At 73.0% G+C, this 23,557-nt stretch carries 14 protein-coding genes; 4 read left to right on the top strand and 10 right to left on the bottom strand.

The features are described 5' to 3' along the window. Positions 1-2 precede the first annotated feature (2 nt). The 4 genes from IT347_04465 to IT347_04450 form a co-directional block, all read right to left on the bottom strand. The gene (locus IT347_04465; protein ID MCC6348832.1) at positions 3-2,189 is read right to left on the bottom strand and encodes a S8 family serine peptidase; all 2,187 of its coding nucleotides are present in this window, start codon (positions 2,187-2,189) and stop codon (positions 3-5) included. A 194-nt stretch (positions 2,190-2,383) separates the two neighbouring features. Beyond that, a complete protein-coding gene (locus tag IT347_04460; GenBank protein MCC6348831.1) occupies positions 2,384-3,262 on the bottom strand; it encodes a LamG domain-containing protein in 879 nt (292 codons plus the stop codon). After that, positions 3,259-5,406, bottom strand: a complete 2,148-nt coding sequence (locus IT347_04455; GenBank protein MCC6348830.1) for a tetratricopeptide repeat protein — start codon at positions 5,404-5,406, stop codon at positions 3,259-3,261. Before IT347_04455 ends, IT347_04460 begins: the two co-directional genes overlap by 4 nt. A 160-nt stretch (positions 5,407-5,566) precedes the next feature. Next, entirely contained in the window at positions 5,567-5,827 is a 261-nt protein-coding gene (locus IT347_04450; GenBank protein ID MCC6348829.1) for a PEP-CTERM sorting domain-containing protein, read from the bottom strand. A 243-nt stretch (positions 5,828-6,070) separates the two neighbouring features. On the opposite strand from IT347_04450, the gene IT347_04445 reads away from it, so the two are divergent. After that, complete coding sequence (locus IT347_04445) at positions 6,071-6,292, top strand: hypothetical protein (GenBank protein MCC6348828.1); 222 nt, start codon at positions 6,071-6,073, stop codon at positions 6,290-6,292. A 9-nt stretch (positions 6,293-6,301) separates the two neighbouring features. Here IT347_04445 and IT347_04440 read toward each other — a convergent pair whose 3' ends face one another. After that, on the bottom strand, positions 6,302-8,263 hold the full coding sequence (locus IT347_04440) for a T9SS type A sorting domain-containing protein (GenBank protein ID MCC6348827.1): 1,962 nt from the start codon (positions 8,261-8,263) through the stop codon (positions 6,302-6,304). Positions 8,264-8,472: 209 nt separating this feature from the next. Between IT347_04440 and IT347_04435 the strand changes: the two genes are divergently transcribed. Continuing rightward, entirely contained in the window at positions 8,473-9,858 is a 1,386-nt protein-coding gene (locus tag IT347_04435; protein MCC6348826.1) for an HD domain-containing protein, read from the top strand. A 52-nt stretch (positions 9,859-9,910) separates the two neighbouring features. Here IT347_04435 and cax read toward each other — a convergent pair whose 3' ends face one another. Next, positions 9,911-11,038 carry a calcium/proton exchanger gene (cax, locus tag IT347_04430; GenBank protein ID MCC6348825.1) on the bottom strand — a complete coding sequence of 376 codons (1,128 nt, stop codon included), beginning with the start codon at positions 11,036-11,038 and terminating at the stop codon, positions 9,911-9,913. Between the two features lie 125 nt (positions 11,039-11,163). Here cax and IT347_04425 point away from each other — a divergent pair, with 125 nt between their 5' ends. Then, positions 11,164-12,216, top strand: coding sequence for a DNA adenine methylase (locus IT347_04425; GenBank protein MCC6348824.1), 1,053 nt, complete (start codon positions 11,164-11,166; stop codon positions 12,214-12,216). A 152-nt stretch (positions 12,217-12,368) separates the two neighbouring features. Here the strand turns inward: IT347_04425 and IT347_04420 are convergent, their stop codons facing one another. The 3 genes from IT347_04420 to IT347_04410 form a co-directional block, all read right to left on the bottom strand. Beyond that, positions 12,369-16,709 carry a vitamin B12-dependent ribonucleotide reductase gene (locus IT347_04420; GenBank protein ID MCC6348823.1) on the bottom strand — a complete coding sequence of 1,447 codons (4,341 nt, stop codon included), beginning with the start codon at positions 16,707-16,709 and terminating at the stop codon, positions 12,369-12,371. Between the two features lie 417 nt (positions 16,710-17,126). Beyond that, on the bottom strand, positions 17,127-19,229 hold the full coding sequence (locus IT347_04415) for a S9 family peptidase (protein MCC6348822.1): 2,103 nt from the start codon (positions 19,227-19,229) through the stop codon (positions 17,127-17,129). Positions 19,230-19,344: 115 nt separating this feature from the next. Then, entirely contained in the window at positions 19,345-20,331 is a 987-nt protein-coding gene (locus IT347_04410; GenBank protein MCC6348821.1) for a PD40 domain-containing protein, read from the bottom strand. 231 nt (positions 20,332-20,562) lie between these two features. On the opposite strand from IT347_04410, the gene IT347_04405 reads away from it, so the two are divergent. Continuing rightward, on the top strand, positions 20,563-22,800 hold the full coding sequence (locus tag IT347_04405; GenBank protein ID MCC6348820.1) for an acetate--CoA ligase family protein: 2,238 nt from the start codon (positions 20,563-20,565) through the stop codon (positions 22,798-22,800). 113 nt (positions 22,801-22,913) lie between these two features. Here IT347_04405 and IT347_04400 read toward each other — a convergent pair whose 3' ends face one another. Next, positions 22,914-23,492 (bottom strand): hypothetical protein, encoded by a 579-nt coding sequence (locus IT347_04400; GenBank protein ID MCC6348819.1) that lies wholly within the window; start codon positions 23,490-23,492, stop codon positions 22,914-22,916. Positions 23,493-23,557 lie beyond the last annotated feature (65 nt).

Raw genomic sequence — 23,557 nt, 5'->3', positions numbered from 1 at the left:
GGTTACTCCGCCAGCCTCACCACGCGCACCACCGCCGTGCCCGCACCGTCGCGCCAGCGGACGAAGTAGAGCCCGGGCGGCGCGTCGCGGCCGCCCGAGTCACGGCCGTCCCAGCGCCCGTGTCCGTCGCGCGTGTCGAACGCGCGCACGAGCCGCCCGGCCGCGTCGAGCACGGAAATCCGGCCCTGTCCCGGCGCGCGCAGCTCGAGCGCGCCGCGAAACGGGCTGGGCCCGGCGCGCAGCGTGGGCACGGCGCCGCCGCCGCGAACGACCGCGCCGGACGGCAGCGCGCGCGCCGCGCGGCCGAGCACGCTGAAGCCGAAGCGCACGTACTCGGGCGGCAGCGGGATCCAGCCGTCGGCGGTCGTGTCCTCGTCGGCGCGATAGAGCCAGCCGCGCAGCGTGAACGTGCGCGCGGTCCGCGCCACCACCTCGGCGGTCGCGGCGAAGTAGGGCAGGCGGAAGTCGCCGCGCGCGGCGAATGTGCCGCCGACGCGCGGCCAGACGCGGATCGAGTCCGCGATCGAGTCGGGCACCGTGACGGTGGCGTACGCGGCCCATCGCGTCGCACGCACGCTGCCGCGGAAGCGGTCGAGCGTTCCCGGGCCGCTCTCGCCGATCTCGAGCAGGCCGGAGCCCCCGGGCACGAGCGAGTCGGCGTGCACCTCGTCGTGCCAGATCGCGATCTGCGGCCGCACCGCGTACAGCGCCCGGCCGACGTCGAGCCGCCCCCAGCCCGTCTCGGCGTCCACGCCCGGCGCGCCGATGTCGTCGGCGCTCTCGCGCAGCACGCGCTGGAAGTCGGTGTCGAGCAGCTCCGGCCGGGCGCTCGCCAGCAGCCCGGCGGCCGCCGCCACGAACGGCGCGGCGAACGACGTGCCCGAAGCCGCGACGTAGCCGTCGTAGGTGGCGCCGTAGTAGCTCGGGTAGGTCATGAAGGTCGTCCAGACGTTGACCCCCGGCGCCATCAGGTCGAGGCCGGGGCCGTACGAGGAGAACGTGACGCGCTCGTCGAACGGCGAGCTCGCGCCCACCTGGATGCACAGGCCCTCGGCCGCGTAGGCCGACGGGTACTGCGGCTCGGTGGGCTTGCTCGCGCCCTTGTTGCCGGCGGCCACGACGACGACGCAGCCGCGCGTCAGCGCGTAGCCGAGCGCCAGGCGCTCGATGCGGCTGCTGCCGGGGCCGGCGAAGGACAGGTTCATGGCCCGCGCGCCGACGTCGGCGGCGTGGATCATGGCGCGCGCGATGTCGAACGACGACGCCTCGCCCGAATGCCCGGGCGAGATCTTGATGGGCACGATCCGGCAGCCGGCGGTGGTCGCGCCGTCGCCGCCGCACAGGCCGGCGACGCCGCCGCCGGTGAAGTGCGGGCCGTCGTTGCTGCGCGCCGCCATCACGCCGGCGACCGGCGTGCCGTGGCCGAACGAGTCGGTGATCGCCGGCACCGGCTCGCCGGTCAGGTTGATCGCGTCCACGATGCGCGGACCTCCGCCCGCGAGCGGGCCGCCCAGCTCGGGCTGCGCCGGGTCAATGCCCGTGTCGGCGACGGCCAGCTTGAGCGCGTCGTCGCCGACGCACAGCGCCCAGCCCTCGGCCGCGTGCACGTCGGCGCGCGCGAGGCCGCCGTAGGCGCCGGCGGGCCCCTCGTTCCACAGCCCCCACTGCCAGCTGTTGCGCAGGTAGGGATCGTCGGGCAGCGAATCGAGCAGCGCCGCTCGCGCGGGCCAGGGCCCGCGCGCCGGCGCCGGCGCGTACGACTCGAGCTGCAGCGCGCGCGTGCGCAGCGGCTCGACCCAGTCCACGGCGCCGCCGTCGGCGAGCGCGAGGCGAGCCGCTTCGGCCCGCGCCTCGTCGGGCGCTTCGAGCAGCACGATGCGCCCGGGCGCGAAGGCGCCGAGCGCGAGCGCCTCGCCCGAACGCGCGGGCAGCGTCGCGGCCCGCGCGGGCAGACCGTCGAGCAGCCGGCGCGAGAGCTTCAGCCCGAGCGCGGCAAGGCGGGGCGCGGCGAACCGGATCGCCGCGTCCCCCGCGCGCGCGCGGGCGTCCGCGTCGGCGGGCCCGCGCGCCGTCGGCGCCGCGTTGCCGGGCGCGGCCGCGAGCTGGGCGACGAGCCGCGTGGTCGCGGCGTCGGCGGGGGCGCCGGTGGCGAGTGCGAGGGCGGCGAGCAGCGACGGCGTGAGGCGCATGAGGTGCTCCGGCGGAGGCGCGTGCGGGGGCGGAACCGAACGCTTCAAGGCTAGCGGTTCGCGCGGTGGCCGCGCCATGCGCACGGCGTGCGCGGGCCGGCAACCCCGTGGACGAGAGGCGGCCGTTCGACCGGGCCGGGTCGCGTCCGCGCGTGCGGGCACGGACACGAAGTCCGTCCCGCGCCGCTCCGCGCTCAGCGCGAATCGAGGCTCTCGAACCGCGTCCGCGCGGTGTTCGAGAGGCGCACCTCGTCAATGACGCCGTCGAAGCCGTAATAGGGCGAGTAGTCCGAGGTGCCGTCAATCTGCAGCGGGCCGCCGATGTCGGTGAGCCGCCGCTCGTCCACCAGGTTGCCGAAGACGAGCGGCGCGAAGCTGCCGCGCACGGTCTGGCCGGTGGCGTACTGCGCATCGAGACGGCCGTCGAGATACAGCCGCACGGCCTGGCCGTCCACGGTCGCGGCGACGTGCACCCAGCGCCCGAGCGGCAGCGCGCCGCCGGACGCGAAGGCGACCGGCGCCGCCGCCTGCGCGGGCTGCATCACGAACAGCAACCGGCCCACGGGCTGGTCGGCGACGACGCGCTCGAAGATTCCGGGCGCGCCCGCGGGCACGATCGGGTACGCCTGCCTCAGGCCGGCGACGCCGAGCACCCAGCTCTGCTCCCCGGGCACGGGCGACCAGCGCGCGGCGATGACCTCGAGCTCGTAGTCCGAGAGCGAGTTCGCCTGCACCCACGCCTCGATCGTGAACCCGTGCGGAACGTCGAGCACCGGGTTGCGGGGCACGACGACGAACGACTGCTGCGAGCGCGTGAAGACGCGCGCGCTCCTGAAGCGGCCGAAATCCGTGCGCGTGTCGCCGCCCGCGGTGCCGCGCAGCCGGAAGGGTCCCGAGTCGGAAACGAGCGGGCCGCCGTTCTCGTCCATGGACCAGAGCCCGACCGTGACCGAATCCGCCACCGGCGGCGCGGGCGGCAGCCGGGGCGCGCGCGGCTTCTTCGACCCGGCCGCGGCCAGCGGGGCGAGCAGCGCGAACGACAGCGCGGCGGCGAGCAGGGCGGCGCGCCTCACGGGGCGATCCCCAGCGCGCGCATGCGGGCCGCGGCCTCGGCCGCCGAGCCGCGGTCGCCGGCGGCCACGAAGAGCTGGTGCATGCGGCGCAGCGTAGCAGCGTCGCTGGCGAACGACACCACCGGCGCCCACAGGGCCATCGCGTCGGCGTCCTGGTGCTGGAGCGCCGCCGCCCAGCCGCGCCCGATGCGCGTGCGCGGATCGCCGGGCCGCAGCGACTCGAGCCGGTCGAAGGTCTCCGCCGCCTCGGCCGGCCGGTCGGTGCGCAGCAGGTTGTCGCCCAGCGCGAGGAGCACGTCGGGCTCCCGGGGCGCGATCCGCGCCGCCTGATCGAGCAACCGCTGGGCTTCCTCGAAGCGTCCCTTCGCCTGCTCGTCGGTCGCGAGCACCAGGCGCGCCATCCAGTCCACGTTCGAGATCGCGACCTGGGCGCGCGCCCGGTGCACGGCATGCTCGCGTACGTCCGTGAGCCACGCGGGGTCGCGCCCGAAACCGGGGCCGATCTCGTACAGCACCGCCGGCCAGTGCTCGGTCACGGCGCGCGGCGTGAGACCGGGGACATGCGACGTCGTGTCGAGCAGGTACGAGAAGTCCGGCCGCATCTCGGCCTCGGGCCACGAGAAGTACAGCCAGCGCACGTGCCCGCGCCGCGCCGCCGCCGCCAGTTGCGAAAGCGAGTCCACGAAGGGAAACGCGACCGGCGAGAGTCCCGCGTGCCAGGCGAAGTTCGGCTTGCGCGCCATGACGCGGTCGCCCGGGCGCAGCAGCGGCCGGACCTCGCGCGCGATCTCGAGCACCTCGACGGGGAGCTGGTCGAAGACCCGCTTCTGCACCGCGAGCGACACCTTCGCCGCGAGCGCCAGCGGCACGAGCGCGAGCACCGCCTTGAGCCACAGCCGGCCGCCCGCCGCCGCGCCGGGGGGGCCCGTGCGCCACGCCAGCGCCAGCAGCGGCGAGCCGAACGCCGTCGCCGCGAGCAGCGCCCAGACCGGCAGCGTCGCGAGCGACCAGCGCTCGTTGTGGAAGGCCGGCACGAGCGCGAGGAACAGCAGCGCCCCCGCGAGCAGCACCGCGCGCAGGCGCGCGAGCGAACCGTCGCGCCAGGCGAACAGCAGCCCGGCGAGCGCCGCGATCGCGACCGGCATCCCGGTCAGCTTGCGGGCGTCGAGCATCAGGTGCTCGCCGACGTTGGACGCCATGCGCGCGAACACCGCCGCCGGATCGCGCGCGATCACCGACCAGGGCGTCGGGAATTGCGGCTCCAGATCGCGCTGGTAGGTGTCCCAGGGAATGCCCTTCGCGCGCGCGAACACGTCGTAGGCGATGTTGTGGTGGAGCTGGAAGGCGAACGTGGCGCCGCTCGCGAGCGAAATCGCGATCCACGGCACGACCGGGGCGAGCCAGCCGGCGCAAAAGAGCAGCGCCGCGCGTCCGCGCGGGGGGCCGCCCTCGCGCACGCCGGCCCAGCCGAACGCCAGCGCCAGCGCGCCCGCCGGCAGCAGCGCGACGGCGTTGTAGCGGGTCAGGAACGCCAGACCGGCCAGCGCGCCGGCCGCGAACAACCGGCGCGGCCGCGGCGCGCCGGTCAGCAGGAGCGCGAGCGCGCCCGCCTGCACGGCCAGCGCCAGCGCGTCGGTGGTCGCCGCGTAGCCGTAGCGCAGGAACTGCGCGTTGGTCGCGAGGAACGCGACCGTGAGCAACGCCGGCAGCGCGCCCGCGCGCTCGCGGGCGATGCGGTGCCACAGCAGCAGCGCCGCGACCATCGAGGCGGCCGACAGCAGTTCGGCGGCGAGGAACAGGTCGCGCACCACGAAGCCCAGCAGCGCGAGCGCCATTTCGTGGACGGGCCCGACGACGCCGTAACGCGAGGGATCGAGGTGCCCGGCCTGCAGGGCGCGCGCGTCCAGGCCGTAGGCGCCGTAGAAGTCGGTCTCGGTGAACACGTCCCCGACCCGGTGGGGCCCGAGGAGGATGGCCAGGACGAGCACGCCGAAGGCCGCGGCCAGCGCCCAGGCCAGCCGGTCCAGCCACCGCGAGGCCGCGGGCGCGGGCGCGCTCAGCAGCAGCGCCCCGGCTCCGGGCGCGCCGCGTCGCGTCGCGTCGCGCCGGGGGAGCGGCTTCGGGTGCGGGCGGGTCGAGGACATGGGCGGTGAGTGTAGTCGGGCCGGGCGCGAGGTCCCAAAAAACGGACGCGGCGGCGGGATCGGGATCCCGCCGCCGCCCCTGCAGGGGTCAGCTGGTCGTTGACGTCCGGAGCAACTCACCCGTGGGGACAGGCGCGTCGCTCGAAAACGCTTCGCTCGACTACTTGCCGCCCCGGCGACGGGCCGCCGCGCCGAGCGCGATCAGTCCCATGGAGGCGAGCGCCATCGTGCCCGGCTCGGGCACCGGCGCGACCGGACGGTCGCCGCGTCCACCGCGTCCGCGGTGATGACGCGTGTCCTGGAAACCGCCGCCACCGCTGGTCGAGGTCGCCGGATCGTCCACGGAGCCTTCCGGATCCTGGGCGAAGGCGGGCGCGGCCATGAGAGCGAGCAACGCGAGAGGGAGAAGCCACCGTTTCATCACGAAATCTCCTCGGGCAGTCCGGCGGTGAGGGAGTTGTTTGGGCTGCGTGCCATTGCCCCTGTACGCCGTGGTAGTTTGCAAGCGCCGGGCCAATCCCGAGTTCGTTGCGCCATCCCGAAGCACGGCAACGGTTCGGGGCGGCCGGACGTCCCGAAGCCGCGCCCGGCGGCGGGCGTCCTCCGGAAAAAGTGTCGGTCCTGCCGACACCGCCGCCCGGTCCGGCGCACGAGGAGGGAGCGCATGACCCGCGAACCAGGAGCCCGGACCGGCCTCTGCGGCCGCTGCCGCTGGGCGCGCCTCGTCCGCACGCCGCGCAGCGAATTCAGCCTGTGCATGCGCTCGCGCGACGATCCGCGCTACCCGCGCTACCCCCGGCTGCCGGTGCTGGAGTGCGCCGGCTTCGAGGCGCTGCCGCCGGGTGAAGCCGTCCCGGAAGGGCCGCCACCCCGGGACGAGGGGTGACGGCAACCCTTACGGCAGGAGCGCGAGGCGCTGGACCCGGGTCAGGCCCGGAGTGCTGAAGCGGACGAAGTAAAGCCCGGCCGGAACCCCTCGGCCGGCGTCGTCCCGGGCGTTCCAGCGCAGGACGTGGTGCCCTTCACCCACCGGACCGGCCGCGAGCGTGGCCACCCGGCGGCCGGAGAGGTCGAAGATCGCGGCGTCCACCCGGGCCTCGCGCGGCAGCTCGAAGTCGAGCTCCGCGCCCGAGCGGGTGGGATTGGGGCGCGGCGGCGAAAGCCGCAGCGCGTAACCGCCCGGCACGCCGTTGGTGCTGCCGAGCACGCGGGCCTGCAGCGAGACGGACAGCGGCGCGGCCGGCTGCGCGCCCGGCAGCGCCTCGTCCGCGGTCGTGAACGTGAGCGTCGCCTCGTAGGTCGAGTCGGCGACCGCGCCGGCCGGGTCGAAGTGCACCGCGAACGTCCGGCCGGTCGCGCCCAGCGTCGCCGGCGCGAAACCCGGAAGCGAGAAGCGGCCGTCCCCGCCCGTCACGTTCGCCGCCGTCACCGCGAGCTGCGCCTGCAGCGCGTTCCAGCCCTGGTCGTGCACGCGCACGCCGAGGTCGGCGAACCCGGCCGCGGGATGCGAGCCGAAATCGAGGCTTCCCGAGGTGACGACCGCGCTCGAGTCGAGCGAGGCCGACGCGTGCGCGAGCACGCGGCCCGAGAGCAGCACGTTCCTGGTGAGGGAGTCGGGCGCGTTGGTGCTCATGACCAGCGTCCCGGCCCTGACGCCGGTCGTGGCGGCGTCGAGACCGACGACCTGCACGTCGGCCGGCGCGCCGGCCGCGACCGAAAACGGACCCGCCGGGGCGGTGAAGCCGGCCGGCGCGGCGAGCGAGTAGGTGAGCGCCTCGGCCGGGACGGTGCCGGGGTTGCTCACCGCCAGCGGCAGCGTCACGCCCGACGCGCCGACGAGGACGTCGCCGAAGGCGAGCTGCGAGGCCGCCGCGACGCGCGCGGGCAGCTGCAGCTCGAAGACCGCCGGCACGTGATCGGAAGCCACGCGCAGCGCGGTCGCGATGGTCAGGCCGACGGCGTTGTTGAAGCCGCCGCCGTCAATGTCCTGGTTGTAGTGCTGGCCGTCGTTGCCGTAGGCCAGGTAGGTGGAGGGCAGCACGTCGAGCCCGGCCCCGTCGTAGGCGCTGCGCGAGTACAGGAACAGGTCGAAGCGGTCGTCCATGCCCCCGAGCGAAGCCCGCGGGCTCTGCGTGTGGTAGGGGATGTAGGCGGCGTTGTTCCAGGTGCCCGGCATGTCGAGCACGTCGTAGCCGCGGCCGTCGTCGTCGAGCTGCGGCTCGATCAGTCGCTGGTAGCCGCCCTCCCAGGAACCGTAGAAATTGGTGTCGCCGCCGATCATGAAGTTGGTGCCGACGACGGTGGTGACCTGGTTGTTGAGCGTCGTGCGCAGGCTGGTGCACTCCTGCCGGCGCGTGGTCGAATCGCTCGTCGAAGGCGTGGCGGTCCCCGCCTTCAGGTGCACCGAATAGATGCGGAACCAGCCGGGGTTCTTGAGGTAGCCGACGGGCTTCACGAGCCCGACCAGCACCGGGCGCGGGCCTCCGGTGGCGACGGACGTGATGTTCTGGACGTTGACCTTCGCCGGCTTCCAGAAGATCGCGCCGCCCTCGGTGCCGAGCTGCAGCCAGGCGCCCGTCCACTGCCCGGGCCGGACCACGTTGAGCACGTTGTTGAGGAACGAGTCGCGCGACGCCGACGAGCCGTTCATCTCCTGAACGATCAGCACGTCCGGGTCGAGGCCGTCCATGACGATGCGATAGCTGTCCTGCCGGGAGGCGATGGTGGTGGGCTGGTAGTCGAGCAGGTTCCAGGTCGCCACCTTCAGCGCGCGTGCGGGGGCGGGGGCGAGGCAGAGCGCGACGGCGAGCAGCAACGTCAGGCGCGCCGCGGGGGCGCGAAACGGCTCGGGGACCATCGGGAACTCCGGATCAAGAGCTGTGCGGTACGGGCCCGGGCGATGTCCGTGGCACGGCGCGGAAGGACATCGGGTGCCGGTGCACCGGCGGTCTGTCGGTGGATGCCGGCGGAATTCTATAGGCCGCACCCGCGCCGCGCCACCCCGCAGGCGCGGGTCGCGGGCGCCCCCCTCTCAATCGGCGGTCCGACGCGGCCGATAACCGCCGCGTGACCATCCGTCCGCGCACCCCGGCGCCCGAGCGCGTTCCCGTCTCGGACGTCTTCGCGGCGCTGTCCTTCGCGCTCGACCTCACCGAGGGTCAGCCCATGGGGCACGCGCTGCGCACGAGCCTGATCGCCATGGAGCTCGGCGGGCGGCTCGGGCTGCCGCTGCAGCTGCGGCGCGACCTCTACTACGCCGCGCTGCTCAAGGACGCCGGCTGCTCGTCGAACGCCGCGCGCGTCTTTTCGCTCTTCGGCGGCGACGACCGCATGACCAAGGGCGCGCGCATGCGGGTGGACTGGTCGAACTACTTCCGCGCGGCGTTCTACGCCATGGCGCACGCCGCGCCCGGCGGCTCGTGGTTCGCACGCGGAAGCCGCATCGCCAAGCTCGCCCGCGGCGGACCGCGCCTGGCCGCCGAACTGGTCGAGACGCGCTGCCGGCGCGGCGCCGAGATCGTCACCCGGCTCGGGCTCGGCGCCGGCGCCGCCGAAGCGGTGCGGGCGCTGGACGAGCACTGGGACGGCCGCGGCCACCCGCGCGGACTCTCGGGCGACGAGATCCCGATCGTCGCGCGCATCCTGACCCTTTCGCAGACGCTGGAGGTGTTCGCGATGCGCGGCGGCGCGACGCGCGCGCTGGCGGTGGTGCGCGAGCGCGCCGGCCGCTGGTTCGACCCGCTCGTGGTCGCCGCCTGCGCCGGGATGGAGCGCGAGTTGGCCGGCTGGTGCGCGCTCGAGACGCGGCCGCTCAAGCAGGCGGTCGTGGACGCCGAGCCGGGCAGCGCGGCGCTGCTCGCCGGCCCGCGGGCGATGGACCGCATCGCGGAGGTGTTCGCCGAGATCGTGGACGCCAAGTCGCCGTTCACGGGCGCGCACTCGCAGCGCATGACGAACCTCGCCGTCGCCATCGCCGCGCGCCTGGGCTGGGACGCCGAGACGATCGCCGACGTCCGCCGCGCCGGGCTGCTGCACGATCTGGGCAAGCTCACGGTGCCCAACACCATTCTCGACAAGCCCTCCCCACTCACGCCCTCGGAGTGGGAGGTCATGCGCATGCACGCGCTCCACACCGAACGCATCCTCGAGCACGTGCACGGCTTCGAGTGGCTGGCGTTCGCCGCCGCCTCGCACCACGAGCGGCTGGACGGCAGCGGCTACTGCCGGGGCCTGCACGGCGAGCAGATCCCGCAACTTTCGCGCGTGCTCGCCGTCGCGGACGTGTACGACGCGCTCAGCGCGCCGCGCCCCTACCGGCACGGCCTCTCGTCCGCCGAGGCGCTGCGCTGGGTCGAGCGCGACCGCGGCACCGGCCTGTGGCCTCCGGCGCTGGACGCGCTCGTCCACACGGTCGGCAGCGAGAGCGACGGCGCCGAGACGGAAGCCGCCTGAAGCGCGGGGCGCCGGCCGCGCTCGCGGCCGGCGGGGCCGCCGGCCTTCCGGGTTACGGCAGGAAGTAGAACGCCAGCCCGAGCACGACGTACACGGCGAGCAGCATCGCGCCCTCGAGCCAGTTCGACTCGCCGTCGGCCGCGACCATGTTGACGATGAACGTGGCGGTGATCACCGCCAGCACCTCGAACGGGCTGAAGCGCAGGTTCATCGGCCCGTGCGGCATGAAGTAGGACACGAACACCAGCACCGGCGCGACGAACAGCGCGATCTGGATGCTGGAGCCGATGGCGATGTTGAGCGCCAGGTCCATCTTGTTCTTCATCGCCACCAGCACCGCGGTCGAATGCTCGGCGGCGTTGCCGATGACCGCCACGACGATGACGCCGACGAAGACCTCGGTCAGCCCCAGCGCGTGCGAGGCCGCCTCGACCGCGCCGACCAGCAGCTCGCTCATCCAGGCGATGAGCGCCGTCGCGACCACCAGCGTCGCCACCGCGCGGCCGACGTTCACCGGCGCGTGCGCCTGGTCGGCCGCGCCGCCGGTGTACAGGTGCTTGTGCGTCCGCAGCGTGAAGAACAGGCTCAGCACGTAGGAGACGATGAGCACGACCGAGATCTCGAGCGACAGGTCGCGTTCGAGCGCCGTCTCGCGGGCCATCGAAAGCCGGCCGCTCTCGATGGCGCCCTGATTGACGAAATGGAACGCGGCCGGCACGACCAGCGCGATCGCCGCCAGCAGCAGCAGCGTGGAGGACGCGGCGGCCGCCGAGCGGTCGAACGTCTGCTTCTCGCGCCGCGCCCCGCCCGCCACCATCGCCAGCCCGAGCACGAGCAGGGAGTTGCCGATGATCGAGCCGGTGAGCGACGCCTTGACCACGTCGTAGAGCCCGCGCTGCAGCGCGACCAGCGCGATGATCAGCTCGGCGGCGTTGCCGAACGTGGCGTTGAGCAGTCCGCCGACTCCTTCGCCGAGGCGCGAGGCCAGCTTCTCGGTCGCCTCGCCCATCAGCCCGGCGAGCGGCACGATCGCCAGCGCGCTGAACGCGAACACCGCGAGCGGGCTCCAGTGGAGCAGCTCGGCCAGCGGCGCGACGATCACGAACACGAGCAGCAGTTGCAGCCAGCGGTCGGGAGCGAGGAACGGCGGGCGCGCGGTGGTGGCGGTTCGGGCGTTCATGGCGCGGGCACTCTGCCCGAGCGCGGTGGCGAGGGGCAAGTCCCCGCGCGCCGCGCGGCGCGCTGCGCTACGCTGCGGCCCGTCGAGTCGCGCGCAGGGTGCCCGCGGCCGGGGAGACGGTCCGCGTGATCAAGTACATCGGCAGCAAGCGGCTGCTCGTGCCGCGCATCGTCGCGGCCATCGAGTCCTGCGCCGGCGCGCGGACGGTGCTCGACCTGTTCTCCGGCACCTCGCGCGTCGGGCACGCGCTCAAGCGCCACGCGTTCCGGGTGCACGCGAACGACCACAACCGCTACGCGCACGCCCTCGCCGCCTGCTACGTCGGCGCCGACGCCCGCCGCTGGCACGGGCGCGCGGAAAAGGTGGTGGCCGAGCTGAACGCCGTGCCGCCGCACCCGGGCTGGTTCACCGAGACCTACTGCGTCGCCTCGCGCTACCTGCAGCCCGCGAACGGCGCCCGTGTGGACGCCATTCGCGAGCGGATCCGCGCGCTGGCGCTGGACCCGACGCTCGAGGCGATCGCGCTCACCAGCCTGATGGAGGCCGCCGACCGGGTGGACTCGACCGTCGGCCTGCAGATGGCCTACCTCAAGAGCTGGGCGCCGCGCTCGTTCGCGCCGCTCGAGCTGCGCGTGCCCGAGCTGCTCGCGGGCCCTGGCTCGGCGTCGTGCCTCGAGGCGGCGGAGGCTGCCGCGCGCTTCGAGGCCGACGTGGCGTACCTCGATCCGCCCTACAACCAGCACAGCTACCTGGGCAACTACCACGTCTGGGAGTCGCTGGTCCGCTGGGACCGGCCGGCCGTCTACGGCGTGGCGAAGAAGCGCATGGACGTGCGCACGCGCGGCAGCGCGTTCAACCGCCGCGGGCTCATGCCCGCCGCCTTCCGCGAGGTGCTCGCGCGCGTGCGGGCGCGCTGGCTGGTCGTGTCGTTCAGCGACGAGGGCTTCCTCGCGCCGGCCGAGCTGCGCGCGCTGCTCGGCGCGCGCGGCCGCGTGCGCGAGGAGCGGATCGAGCACCCGCGCTACATCGGACACAAGATCGGCATCCACGACCGCGCCGGCCGCAAGGTCGGAACGCCCGGGCCGGCGCGCAACCGCGAGCACCTGTTCGTCGTGGACACGCGCCCCGCCGCCCGTCGCCGGGCGGGCACGCGGGCGCGCGTCGCGGCGCCGGCCTGAAGCGCGCGGCGGCCACCGGAGCGCCGCGCGGGCGGCCGGGCGCCGGGCCGTCGCCGGCCGGGACGCGGCGGACGCGACCGGTACCGTGAACACGCCGGGCGGGGCCGTTGCCGGCCCCGCCCGCGGTCATGCGGCGACTCGTTGTCCCGGTCTCAGCTGCAGCCCTGCGAGTTGCCGCAGTTCACGCACTTGTAGCAGGTGCCGTTGCGGATCGTGATGTGCCCGCAGTTGTCGCAGGCCGGCGCGTCGCCCTTGAACTTGCGGGTGGCCTCCTGCATCGCCACCGTCGTGACCTCGCCGGCGTGTTCCGCCGCCCGCACGGGCCGCGGCGCGCCCGCTCCGCCCGCCGGGCCCGCAGGCGCCCGCGTGACGCGGTGCTCGCGGCCGACCGGCACGTCCACGGCGTGCTGGCGCGGCTGCAGCACCTCGCCGCTCGGCGCGGTCTCGATGACGTGCGCGAGATCGGTGCGGTTCAGGTACTCGAAGCCGAGCACCCGGAACACGTAATCAATCACGCTGGTCGAGACCTTGATGTTGTCGTGGCCCTCGACGCGCCCGTGCGGCTCGAAGCGCGTGAAGCAGAACTGGTCCACGAGGTCCTCCAGGGGCACGCCGTACTGCAGGCCCATGGAGACCGCGATGGCGAAGCAGTTCATCATGCTTCGGAAGGCGGCGCCCTCCTTGTGCATGTCAATGAAGATCTCGCCGATCGTGCCGTCCTCGTACTCGCCGGTGCGCAGGAACACCTTGTGCCCGGCGATGCGCGCCTCCTGCGTGAAACCGTGGCGGCGCTTGGGCAGGCGGCGGCGGTGGAGCTTGGCCGGTCCCTCGTCGGCCAGCGGCTGGCCCGCGGCCTCCGGCTCGGTCTTCTTCTTCGCCGTGCTGAGCGGCTGGCTCATCTTGCAGCCGTCGCGATACAGCGCCACGGCCTTGATCCCGAGCTTCCACGACTCGCTGTAGATGTCGCGGACCTCGTCCACCGTCGCGTCGTTCGGCAGGTTCACGGTCTTGCTGATCGCGCCCGAGATGAACGGCTGAACGGCGCTCATCATGCGGACATGGCCCATCGGCTGGATGAAGCGCGTGCCGTGGGCGCCGCAGCGGTTCGCGCAGTCGAAGACCGCGAAGTGCTCGCTCTTGAGGCCCGGCGCACCCTCGACCGTCTGCGAGCCGCACACGTGCAGGTTCGCCTCCTCGATCTGCGCGTCGGTGAAGCCGAGGAAGGGCAGCACGTTGAAGCCCGGCTTCTCGCGCTCGGCCATCGCCACGCCGAGGTTCGTGAGCGCCTCGTCGGAGAGGATGCCGCGCCCGAACGCCTGGCGGATGTCGAGGACATTGGGCAGCAGGGCCTCGATGGACGCCACCAGGCCGTCGCTGAAACCCTTGTGCAGCAGGCTCGAGGCGTTGATGTGCGGCGCGCCGTCCAGCGAGCCGTGGCCGACCGCGTGGCGGATGATGCGCTCGATTTCCTTCGCGTCGTAGCCGAGGCGCTCGAGCGCGAGCGGCACCGACTGGTTGACGATCTTGAAGTAGCCGCCGCCGGCGAGCTTCTTGAACTTGACCAGCGCGAAGTCCGGCTCGACGCCGGTCGTGTCGCAGTCCATGAGCAGGCCGATCGTGCCGGTCGGCGCCAGCACCGTGGCCTGGGCGTTGCGGTAGCCGTGCAGGCCGCCGTACGCCACGGCGCGGTCCCAGCACTCGATGGCCGCCTGCCGCATGTCGCGCGGCGCGTGCGTCGGGTCAATCGCGCGCGCGGCCTCGCGGTGCAGCCGCATCACGCCGAGCATGCTGTCGGCGTTGCGCGCGTAGCCGCGGAACGGGCCCTTGCTGGCCGCCATCTCGGCCGACAGCGCGTAAGCCTCGCCGGTCATCATCGCGGTGATGCAGCCGGCGTAGGCGCGCGCCGCGTCGCTGTCGTAGGGCAGCCCCTCGACCATCAGCAGCGTGCCGAGGTTCGCGTAGCCCAGGCCGAGCGGGCGGTAGTCCTCGCTGTTGCGGGCGATCCGCTCGGTCGGGTAGCTGGCGAAGCTGACCAGGATCTCCTGCGCGAGGAAGAACACCCGGTTCGCGTGCCGGTAGCCCTCGATGTCGAACGAGCCGTCGTCACGCCGGAACTTCATGAGGTTCACCGACGCGAGATTGCAGGCCGTGTCGTCGAGGAACACGAATTCGGAGCAGTTGTGAACGACCATGCCGTTGGCGACGAAGTGGCTGGTCACCGGCTCGGTGAGGTCGTAGACGTCCGCCTCGCCCGCGGGAGTCACGGACGCGACGGCGTCGGTGAGGTCGTCCAGGTAGGCCTCGAACCGGTCGTTCAACTCGGCCAGGGCGGTGGCCTTTGGACTTGCGGGATCGAAGCCGATCTCGCGCTCGAAGAGCACCCGCGACGAGCGCGAGATTCGCAGCGAGTGCATCTCGGTGACCGGGAAGCTGCGGCTGCCGCCGCGACCGTCCGGCAGCATCGCCTCGGTCGTGCCGCCGCGTCGGTTCTCGTAGAGCTTCGCCTTGATGCCGAATCCGAGGAGCAGCGCTTGGACCTGGCGGAGTAACTCATGCGAGCTTGAGTCGAGCGAGACGTACTGGCTCTTCTCGCCGTGGTTCGCGACGGTGCCGTCGGCGGTGAAGAGGCCCCGTAGCACGGCGGCCAGCGAAGCGCGGTCGAGGTCGAAGGCGGCCGGCGTGAAACGCTTGCCCTGGCTGCCCTCGTCGAGGACGGCAAACTCCTTGAAAAGGTCAACCACCGGTCGTGAGCCGAACGCAAGGCGGGAGACCGTGCCACGTGCTCCGCTCGCGGCGACGCGGACATCGTCGGCGCGGCCGACGGCATTGACGGCCCGAAGCTCGCGTTTCGCCTCGTTGACCGTGCCGGCAATCGCCTCGAGGACGCCCGCCTCTTCGGCCGACATCGTCAGGATCACCGATTCGGTCGTGCGCTCACCGTGGACCGCGCGGGCGAGACAGCCGTCACCCACCGCGACGCCAATGGCGAGGCCCAGTCGCTTGCCCAGCGCCCGCCGACCGAAGCCGGGGCCCTGCAGCGCGAGAAGGTCTCCCGGTACCAGCCCGCTCACGGGCACGTCGCCGCGCTCGAGCGTCCAAACCTTGTGGTCGGCGGTGAGGGTGACTTCGTAGCCGGCCTTCGTGCGCAGGCGGAACACGGGCTTGTGCCCGGTCGGGAAGATGTCGGTAACCCAGTGCGGCTGGCCGTCGGCGCCCATCACGCGTGCGGACTTGCCGACCAGCGAATCGATGCGCTTCCAGCCCTCGGAAGTCGCGACGAGCGTGTCGCCCGTGACGCACGGGTTCGTCGCGTGGATTCGGTCGGTGGCCTTGCAGGTGTGCCACTTCTGGATGGTGTCGTCGTACTGGACGCCGGGGTCGGCGCAGCTCCAGGCGGCGGTGGCGATGTCGTCCCACAGCCGGCGGGCGGGCATCGTCTCGTGCACCTGGCCGGTCGTGCGGAAGGTCGTCTGCCAGTCGCCGCCGGTCTCGACCGCGCGCATGAACGTGTCGGGCACGCGCACCGAGTTGTTCGAGTTCTGGCCCGAAACCGTGGCGTAGGCCTCGCCGTTGAAGTCGCTCGGGTAGCCGGCCGAGATGAGCGCCGCGACCTTCTTTTCCTCGCGCATCTTCCAGCGCACGAACTCGGTGATCTCGGGGTGGTCCACGTCGAGCACGACCATCTTGGCCGCGCGCCGCGTGGTGCCGCCCGACTTGGTCGCGCCGGCGCCGCGATCGAGCACCTCGAGGAAGCTCATCAGGCCCGACGAGGTGCCGCCGCCGGAGAGCTTCTCCATGCGGCCGCGCAGCTTCGAGAAATTCGTGCCCGTACCCGAGCCGTATTTGAAGACGCGCGCCTCGTTCTTGACCAGCTCGAAGATGGACATGAGGTCGTCGTCGCACGACTGGATGAAGCACGCCGACACCTGCGGGCGCGAGTACGAGTCGGTCGTCATGCGGACCGTGTCGGCCGCCAGGTCCACGGCGAAGCTGCCGCCGGAGCCGCTGATGCCGTACTCGTGGAACAGGCCGCAGTTGAACCACACCGGCGAGTTGAAGGCGCCGATCTGGTGCACCAGCATGTACGCGAGCTCGGCCTCGAACGCCTCGGCGTCCTCGGGGCCCGCGAAGTAGCCGCCCTGCTGCTCGCCGCTCGCGCGGATGGTGCGGACCAGGCGGTTCACCACCTGACGCACGCTGGTTTCGCGGCCGGGATGCCCGGGAACGCCGGCCCGGCGGAAGTATTTGCTCACCACGATGTCGGTGGCGAGCTGCGACCATTCGGCGGGCACCTCGACGTCGTCGGCCTGGAAGACGACCGAGCCGTCCGGGTTGGTGATCACCGTGCGGCGACGGTCCCACTTCACGGCGTCGAACGGATGAACGCCCGGCACGGAGAAGCGGCGCGGGACGTGGAGGCCCGCGTTCGTGGGCGGTTCGCCGCCGGGCGCTGCGGTGGGGGCGTGCGTCTCCGGGTTGAGGGAAAGCGACATGGTGGACCCTCCTGGTCCGAGAAGCGGGTTGCGGACCGACTTCCGTGATGGTGGCCCGGCCGGGGCGGCGCCTGTTTCGCGCGGGGCGACGCATGACGCGATCCCGACTGGGCTGCGAGCGCGGGGGCGATCGCGGTGCTGCGAGTTGTTCGCGTGAGAGAAAAGCCGCCTCGCGTGAGCAGTCGACTCGCGCGACGGCGGGGTGCGTGGTTTATACCACCCGGCGCCTTCACCGGTTCAAGACCGAAAATTCTCGCGAACGACGCGGAGAATTTTCGGCTGGACACCGCGCGCCCGCGATCCACGCGAGCGCGGGCGCGCGAGGAAAAACTTTCGCGCATCGTGCGCTCGCGACGGACAACGCGACGCGTGGCGCGAACGCCTTCGCGCCGCGCGCCGCGCTCTCCCGCCGGCGCGTCAGTGAGCGGTCGTCATGCCCAGCGATCCGCGCAGGAACTGCAGCTCGTCGGCGATGTCGTCGATCGTCTTCGTGACCGACTTGCCGCCCGAGTGGCCGGAAGAGACGTCGTAGTGGAGCAGCACCGGGTTCGGGCCGCCGAGCGCCTGCATGCGCGCCGCCATCTTGCGCGCGTGCAACGGATCCACGCGCGTGTCGGAATCGCCCGAGACGAACATCACCGGCGGGTACTTCACGCCCGCGGAGACGTGCTGGTACGGCGAGTAGGCCCTCAGCCACTCGAACTGCACCGGGTCCTCGGCCGAGCCGTACTCCGGCACCCAGAAGCGCGCGACCAGGAACCGCTGGTAGCGCAGCATGTCGAGCAGCGGCACCGCGCAGATCACGGCGCCGAAGAGCTCGGGTTGCTGCGTCATGGCCGCGCCCACCAGCAGGCCGCCGTTGCTGCCGCCCAGGATCGCGAGCTTCGACGGCGTGCAGTAGTCGTGGCCGATCAGCCAGCGGGCGCAGGCGGTGAAGTCGTCGAACACGTTCTGCTTGTTCCCGAGCATGCCCGCGCGGTGCCAGGCCTCGCCGAACTCCGAGCCGCCGCGCAGGTTGGAGAGCACGTAGATGCCGCCCAGGTCGAGCCACGCGGCGACCAGCGGCGACCAGCGCGGCGTCTCGCTGACGTTGAAGCCGCCGTAGCCGGTGAGCAGCACCGGGTGCGAGCCGTCGAGCGTCAGTTCGGCCGGCTGGGCGATGAACATCGGCACCTTCGTGCCGTCCTTGCTCTCGGCCCAGACCTGGCGGACGACGTAGCGGCCCGAGTCGAACTCGGCCGGGCTCTTCCACCACTCGCGGCTCGCGCCGGCGGCGGCGCCCTGCGGGAACTCGTAGCGGTAGATCGTGGAGGGACGGTTGAACGACGAGAACGAGTAGTAGGCGTCCCTGCCCGTCCATTCTCCGGCCGGCGTCGAGGCCGAGCCCGGCCCGGGCAGCGCGATCGTGCCGAGGCGCTCGCCGCCGACGCCGTGAACGACCAGCTCCGAGGTGACGTTGCGCAGGTACTCGACGACCAGCCGCCCGGCGACGGTCGTGAAGCCCTCGATGACCGCGTCGGGCCGCTCGGGCACGATCTCGCGCCAGCGGGCGAACGACGGCGAGCGCGCGTCCACCGCCATGAGGCGGCGGTTCGGCGCCTTCCAGTTGGTCTCGAGAATGACCGTGTCGCCCGCGAAGCGGGCGTTGACCTGCGCGTGCAGCGTGTCGGTCACCGAGACGAACGGGCCGTCCTTCGACGCCTCGCGCAGGTAAACGTGTGTGTTGTCGCCCGAGGAGCCGACGTACACCGAGATCGCGAGCCAGCGGCCGTTGGCGGACAGGAAGGGCGAGGGGATTTCGGCGGGCCCCAGCCCCTCGCCGAAGACCAGCTTCGCCTTCTCGGGGGCGTCGCCGAAGCGGTGGTACCAGACCCGCGAGCCCTTCGGTTCCCAGCGGGCGAACCAGGCGCCCTGCTTCGCGGCGTCAATCGAGAAGCCGAAGTAGCGCGCCCGGGGCAGGCCGCCGGGCAGTTCGCGTTTCGTGTCGGGGTCGAGCAGGTGCACCTCGAGCTCATCCTCGCCGCCCTTGCGGATGCCGTAGGCGACGAGTTTGCCGTCGAGCGAGACGTCGAGCAGGGTGACCGAGGTGGTGTGGTCGGGGCTCATCGGGTTGGGGTCCACGAGCACGACGTCGGGCGCGTCGGCTCCCGCGCGCATCATGAGCACGCCCTGCTGCTGGTCGGCGCGCCGCGCGGTGAAGAACAGCCGCCCGCCCCGCACGGTCGGCGCCGAGCGCGAATCGAGGCTGGCGTAGCGGCCGACCGCCTCCTTCACCTGCTCGAGCCCTGGCACCCGGTCGAGCTGGCCGCGCGTGTACGCCATCTGCGCGCGGACCCACGCGCGCGTCTCGGGCGAGTCCTTGTCCTCGAGCCAGCGGTAGGGGTCCTCGAACACGACGCCGTGCAGCGTGTCGCGGACGACGGCGATGCGCGTGGCGGGCGGCTGCGGGGCGCCGGCCGAGCGGGCCGCGCCGGGGGCGAGCAGCGCGGCGAGGCAGGCCGCGTGCAGAAAGCGACGCATGGGAGAGTCCTCCGATTCGGAGTGCGTGACGCGGTTGCGAACCGGGCCGCAGGGTAACGCCGCGGGCGCGCGGACCGCGAGCGCCGCGTGCGAATGCGCTCTCGCGCGGTGCGCACTACCTCACCCGGGCGTACGGCTCCATCTTGTCGGCGTCGGCGCCCGAGAGGCCGGCGGGCTGCGTCAGCGTGTGCGTGGGGACCACGTACTGCCACAGGCCCCAGTGGTCGGACGGCGTCGCGCGCGCCTGGAAGAAGAGCACGTCGCCCGACAGGTTCACGGCCGGGTGGCGCTCGTCGCCGGCGGTGTTGAGGCCGTTCAGCGCGACGAACGTGGAGGACTGCAGGTCGTAAAGGTAGACATCGTACCCGCCGGCGCCGCCCGCGCGGTCGCTGGCGAACGCGAGCCAGCGGCCGTTGGACGACAGCGAGGGCTCGAGGTCGCTTCCCGACGAGGCGAGGTCGGGCAGGGTCGCGATTCCGCCCGGGCGGTTCCACACGAACACGTCCCAGTTGCCGGCGCGATCCGACTGGAACGCGATCCGGTCGCCGTGAAAATCCGGCGCGGGCGCGCCGTCGGTGCGCGGGCCCCCGGTCGAGAGTCCGGGCAGGCCGAGCAGGCTGTCGCCGTTCGGCGTGTAGAGCCGCACGCGACCGAACCCGGCGGAGTCGCGCACGAACGCGAGATTCACCGAGTCGTAGGCGAAGCGCGGCCACGACTCGTTCGCCGCGGTGTTCAGCCCCGGCGTCGCGGCGAGCGACATGCCGCCGCGGTCGTACACGTACAGGTCCGAGCCGCCGGCGCCGCCCGCGCGGTCGCTCGAGAAGGCGACGAGCACGCCGTCGTTGGACAGGCAGGGCTCCGACTCGTCGGCGGCCGAGTTCAGGTTCGGCAGGGCGCGAAAACCGGCCTCGTTCAGGTCGTACATCCACACGTCGTAGTTGCCGGCGCTCGTGCGGTCGCTGCGGTAAACCAGCAGGTCAACGCCGTCCGTGTCGCCCACGGGGGCCGTAGGCTGCGACTTCGTTCCGCAGCCCGCGGCCGTCAGCGCCACGGCGAGCAGCACGGCGAGGGACGGTGGCAGGCGCCTGATTGAGGAGGTCATCGTCGCGCATCCGGGGTCGGTCGTGCGGCCATCATCGGGCGGGCGGGCCGGACACTAGCACGGCCTGCGCCCGCGTTTGCGCCCCCCGGGCCGGGCGCGCATCCTGCCCTTCGCGTCCGAGCCCGGACACCGCCGCGCCCGCGCGTGCGGCGTGGGGCCGGCGGCGCGAAACGCAGGGCGCCCGCCACCCGCGGGCCGGGCTTTCCTCCTCAATAGAAGATGGAGCACGCGATGAACGACACCCCGGCCGGCGCCGCCGCACCCCGCGCCCCGGCCGAAGCTCCGGCCCCGCCGACGGGCAAACCCGCCGGCGGCGCCGGGCTCGAGGCCGTCTTCCGCCCACGGTCCGTGGCCGTCATCGGCGCCTCGCGCGACCGCGGCACGGTCGGCGGAGCGCTCTTTCACAACCTGCTCAAGCACGACTTCCAGGGCGCGGTCTACCCCGTGAACCCGAACGCGGCCACGGTCCAGTCGGTGCGCGCCTACGCGAGCATCGCCGACGTGCCGGAGGTCGTGGACCTGGCGGTCGTCGTCGTGCCGGCCGCGCACGTCAACGCCACGGTCGAAGCGTGCGGCAGGCGCGGCGTCCGGGCGGTGGTCGTGATCAGCGCGGGCTTCAAGGAGATCGGCGGCGAAGGCGTCGAGCGCGAGCGCGAGCTGCTCGGGATCGTGCGGCGTTACGGCATGCGGCTGATCGGCCCCAACTGCCTCGGCGTCGTCAACACCGAGGCGGGCACGAGCATGAACGCCTCGTTCGCGCCCGCGCATCCGCCCGCCGGCACGGTGGCGTTCTCGTCGCAGAGCGGCGCGCTCGGACTGGCGATCCTGCAGTACGCGCAGCAGCTCGGCATCGGCATCTCGCACTTCGTCAGCGTCGGCAACAAGGCCGACGTCTCGGGCAACGACCTGCTGGAGTGGTGGGACCGGGATCCGGGCACCGCGCTCGTGCTGCTCTACCTGGAGTCCTTCGGCGTGCCCGGGCGGTTCGTCGAGCTGGCGCGCCGCATCGGCCGCCGCAAGCCGATCGTGGCGGTCAAGAGCGGCCGCACGCGCGCCGGCCAGCGCGCCGCTTCGAGCCACACCGGCTCGCTCGCCGGCGCCGACACGGCGGTCACGGCGCTGTGCGAGCAGGCCGGCGTGATCCGCACCGACACGCTCGAGGAGATGTTCGACGTCGCGATGCTGCTCGCGAACCAGCCGGTGCCGCGCGGCCACCGCGTCGGCATCGTCACCAACGCCGGTGGGCCCGGCATCATGGCCAGCGACGCGTGCGAGTCGCACGGGCTCGAGGTGGTGACGCTGTCCGACGACACGGTGCGGCAGTTGCGCGAGTTTCTGCCCGCCGAAGCGAGCACGAAGAACCCCGTGGACATGATCGCCTCGGCGACGCCCGCTTCGTTCGAGAAAGCGGTGCGCCTGGTCGCCGCCGATCCGGGCGTGGACTCGCTGATCGTGCTGTACGTGCCGCCGGTCGTGACCAACCCCGGCGAGGTCGCGCAGGCGATCGTGCGCGGCAACGAGGCGGCCAAGGCCGACGCGGTGGCGAAGGGCGCGGCACCCAAGCCGATCGTGTCCTGCTTCCTCGGCTGGCACGGCACACCCGACGAACTGCGCTCGCTGCAGGAGACCCGGATTCCCTCGTACACGTTTCCCGAGGCGTCCGCGATCGCGCTCGCGCGGGTGGTCCGCTACGGGCGCTGGCTGCTCACGCCCGATGGCACGAAGCGCGAGTTCGCGGACGTGGACCGCGCCGCGACGCGCGAGCTGATCGCCGCGGCCCTGGCCCGCGCCGGCGGGCCGGCGGGCGCGTGGCTCACGCCCGAGGAGGTCACGCGACTGCTCGCCGCGTGGAGGATCGCGACGCCGGCGGCGGCGTTCGCGCGTTCGGCCGAGCAGGCCGAGCACGCCGCCGAGCGGCTGGGCTTTCCGGTCGCGATCAAGCTCGCGAGCGAGACGATCACGCACAAGAGCGACGTCGGCGGCGTGCAGCTCGACCTGCGCAGCACCCGCGAGGTCGGCGAGGCCTTCGCCACCATCGAATCGCGGGTCGCCGCACTCGGCCGCGGCGACGAGATGGCCGGCGTCACGGTGCAATCCATGGTGCGCGAGGGAATCGAGGCGATCGTCGGCATGACGCGCGATCCGTCGTTCGGACCGCTGCTGCTGTTCGGCCTCGGCGGCGTGCAGGTCGAGCTGCTCAAGGACGTCGTCTTCCGCGTGCACCCGCTCACGGACCGCGACGCGCACGAAATGGTGCGCGGCATCCGCGGGGCGAGGCTGCTGGACGGCTACCGCGGCGCGCCCCCCGGCGACCTCGCGCGGCTCGAGGAGACGATCCTGCGGATCTCGCAGCTCGCCGGCGAGTTCCCCGAGATCGCCGAGCTCGACCTGAACCCGGTGAAGGTGCTGCCGCCCGGCAGGGGATGTGTCGTGCTCGACGCGCGCGTGCTGGTGCGGCCGATCGCGTAGCGGGGCCTTCGGCCGGCGCGGCGCGAAACGCCGCGGGACGCCGCGGGCGACGCGAACGAGGCTCGGGCGCGCGGTCAGGCGCCCGAGCCTTCCCTTGCGGTGGGGTGCTGGCCTCACGGCCGGAGGACGATCGTCCTCCGCGCCCGGAATTCCCCGGCGGTCATGCGGCACAGGTAGACGCCCGCGCGAGCGCGCTCGCCCGAGGTCGTCGCGCCATCCCAGCCAATCGCGTGCCGCCCGGGCGGGAACTCGTCGTCGGCGAGTGTCGCGACGCGCCGGCCCAGCACGTCGAAGACTTCGAGGCGGACTCCGGCACGGCGCGGGACGTCGAACTCGATCGTCGTGCGGCTCGAAGACGGGTTGGGCCGCGCAGCGGCCAGCGCGAACGAAGTGGGCCGCACGTCGGTGTCGTTCGCGAGGCGGGTGCCCTGCGCACCGCCGGCGGTCTCCAGGTGCGTGCCGATCACTTCGAGGAACCACGCGCGCGAGGCGCCCGCTTCGGGCGGGCTCGCCGCGAAGTCCACGAGCAGGCAGTCGCCGGGCGAGAGCGCCGTGCCGTCGCCCGAAGCGAAGCTCTCGACGACCGAACCGAGCCGCGAATGCTCTGCCGCGGCGGGCGAGTGGGCCCTCTGGCGCCGAGAATGGCGCCCATCAGCAGGCCGGTCATGAGTTCGCGGCGGATGACCCGCCACCAGTCGGCGAGCCGGACCTCGCCCAGCGCCATGGCGCGAATGACCAGCGTCGAGGCCTGCGAGCC

The organism is Candidatus Eisenbacteria bacterium (assembly GCA_020847735.1).
In the GTDB taxonomy this organism is placed as follows: Bacteria; Eisenbacteria; RBG-16-71-46; order RBG-16-71-46; family RBG-16-71-46; genus CAIXRL01.
This window is presented reverse-complemented; position numbering and strand designations above follow the sequence as displayed.